At 75.4% G+C, this 2,643-nt stretch carries 1 protein-coding gene and 1 tRNA gene; both read right to left on the bottom strand.

Annotation, left to right across the window (positions count from 1 at the left end):
- Window positions 1–34: 34 nt before the first annotated feature.
- Window positions 35–108 (bottom strand) — tRNA-Met (locus ACWGH4_RS33890).
- Between the two features lie 90 nt (window positions 109–198).
- Window positions 199–2,403: a sel1 repeat family protein gene (locus tag ACWGH4_RS33885; protein ID WP_453467615.1), complete on the bottom strand. Its 2,205-nt coding sequence runs from the start codon at window positions 2,401–2,403 to the stop codon at window positions 199–201.
- Window positions 2,404–2,643: the final 240 nt, after the last annotated feature.

Here is a 2,643-nt window from a genome sequence, read left to right as displayed (position 1 = left end):
GCCCGGATCCAAGGATCCGGGCCTTCGGTTTCAGTAGCGGGGACAGGATTTGAACCTGCGACCTCTGGGTTATGAGCCCAGCGAGCTACCGAGCTGCTCCACCCCGCGGCGATGAACACAACATTACGTCACCCCGCCGACCAGCGCAAATCCCTTAAGGTCCTGTCCGGTCGATCAAGAAGACCGCCCGGACAGGCCTCAAGCGGTGAGTTCCTGAAGCAGTGCCTCGCGCAGGCGTGCGGCCCGCTCCGTGACCTCCGCGGGGCCGAGCTCCACCGCCCTGGCGCACCATCGCTGGCCTTCGGCCAGTTCTCCCCGGCGGGCGGCGAGCAGCGCAAGACGCAGTGCGGCCCTGCCGTGCCCGGCCCGCGCGGCCCGCGTCCACCACAGCGATGCCTCGCGCTCGCTGCCCTCGCGGGCGAGGAGGAGCCCGAGGTTGAACGCGCCGCTGCGGCTGCCCGCCTCCGCCGCCTCGCGGTACCAGCGGGCGGCGTCGGTCATGTCACCGCGGGCGGCGGCCAGCATGCCCACCCGTACCTGGGCGCGACGGTGGCCCTGCTCGGCGGCCCGCTCGTACCACTCCTCGCACTCGCTCTTCTCCGCCACCGGCTCGCCGAGGGCCGGCGGACCGGGCGGCGGGCGGCGGGCGTCCAGCACAGTGGCGAGCCGGAACGCCGCCTCCGCGCTGCCGCCGCCCGCGGCGCAGCGCAGATGACGCTCCGCGCCCTGCTCGTCACCGTCCCTGAGCAGGGCGATGCCGACCTGGAGCGCCGCCTCGGTGTGCCCGGCCGCCGCGGCCCGCTCGTACCACGCGAGGGCCGTGCGGTCGTCGTCGCGGCCGGCGTGGAGGATGCCCAGGTTGAAGGCGGCGTCGACGCTGCCCGCCTCCGCCGCCTTGGAGAACCACGGCTCGGCGCCGACCGGGTCACCCGCCTGGAGCAGCAGGACGGCGAGGGCGTTGGCGGCCTCACGGTGTCCGGCGTAGGCGGCGCGGCGGTACCACTGCTCGGCCTGGGCCGTACGGTCCTGGGCAGCGCAGAGCAGACCCAGGTTGTACGCGCCGTTGACGTCGCCCGCGTCCATGGCGGCGCGGTACCAGCGCTCCGCCGTCTGCGGCTCACCCCTGGCCGCGTGCAGCGCGCCGAGGGCGTTGGCCGCGTTGCCGTCGCCCTCCTGGGCCGCTCGCAGCCACCACACGGCGGCGCTCTCCTCGTCGCCCGCGTCACGCAGCAGGAAGGCGAGCGCGCAGGCGGCGCGGGCCTCGCCGTCCTTGGCGGCCGTGAGGTACCAGCGCCCGGCCTCCTTCAGCCGGCCGCGCCTCTCGAGGATCGACCCCAGGTGCAGGGCGGCCCGCCGGTGACCTCGCGCGGCGGCCTGCCGGTACCACTGGGCGGCCTCGTCGAGCAGGGCCCCGCCCTGATCCGCGGCCTGCTCCTGTGCGGCGGGGGCGCTCGCACGGAGACGGCCGTCGCGTGTCCGGCGTCCGGCCGGGTGCTCGCCCGCTGTCTCCTCCGCGTCGACGAGCACGCGCAGCGCCGGGTCGGTCGTGCCGACGGCGCCCGGGCCCGTCGCGGCGGCCGCCGGCTCGTCGCGACGCGCCCCGGGCCGTCCCGCACCGCCCTTGGACACACCGGCGGGCCGTCCTCCGTCCTCGCCGCGACGGGCCCGCCGCGCGGCGTCCCGCGCGGTACCAGGCTCCGCGGGGCCGGCGCCGACCAGCCTGCCGACGCCGTCGTTCTTGCGGCACTCCTCCGCCGCCCGGCGCTCCAGGGCGCGGGCGAGCCGGTAAGCCGCCTCGCGGTGGCCCTGCTCCGCGGCCGTGCGCAGCCAGCGCTCGGCCCCGACGTCGCTGCGGTGCTCCAGCAGGTCGGCGAGTGCGTACGCGCCGAGGGCGTGGCCCTGCTCCGCGGACTGGCGCAGCCAGTACTCGGCGGCCGGCTCGTCGCCCCGCTCGCGGAAGTGACGTCCCAGGGCGTGCGCAGCGGCGGCGGATCCGGCCACGGCGGCGATCCGCCACCAGCCGGCCGCCTCGTCCGCGTAGCCCCGCTGGTGGAGGAGCACGCCCAAGTTGTTGGCCGCGGCGCGGTCGCCGTCGGCGGTGGCGCCCCGCAGGTAGGGCTCCGCCCCGTCGAGGTCCCCGCGGCGCAGCAGCAGTGCGCCGAGGACGCTCATCGCCGCGGTGTCACCGGCGTCGGCGGCGCTCCGGTGGCGCGCCTCCGCGCCGGCGGTCTCCACCGTGTCGGCGCTGCTGTCGTCCGTGTCGTCGTGGCCGGTGTTGCTCCGGTCCTTGCCCGTGTGGTCGGCACGGACCGCGGCGTCGATCGCGTCCGGCGCGTTTCCGGCATGCGGCTGCACAAACCGCCCTGTCTCCAACAGAGTTGCCCTGTCCCCCATAAATTCCATCGTCGCACCACCTGCAACCCGCGTACACCTGGTATACCGCAGCCAGTGAGGTCACTTCAGCGTTTTGTCGACATGCCCACAGAGAGATAAGTCAAACACGTTCGGGCCCAACTCACGGCCCACGGCGCGCACTTCGGCGCACAAAGATGTGCGCGGACATGAAGAGGGGCCCGCGCCGGGCGGGTCCGGGGCCCCGTGGTGACGAGCGGGGGCCGGCTGTGTAACAGGCACCAGAGGGGT

The sequence above is a fragment of the Streptomyces sp. NPDC054847 genome (assembly GCF_053610925.1).
The sequence above is the reverse complement of the archived record's forward strand: the minus strand, read 5'-3'. Positions and strand labels throughout refer to the sequence as shown.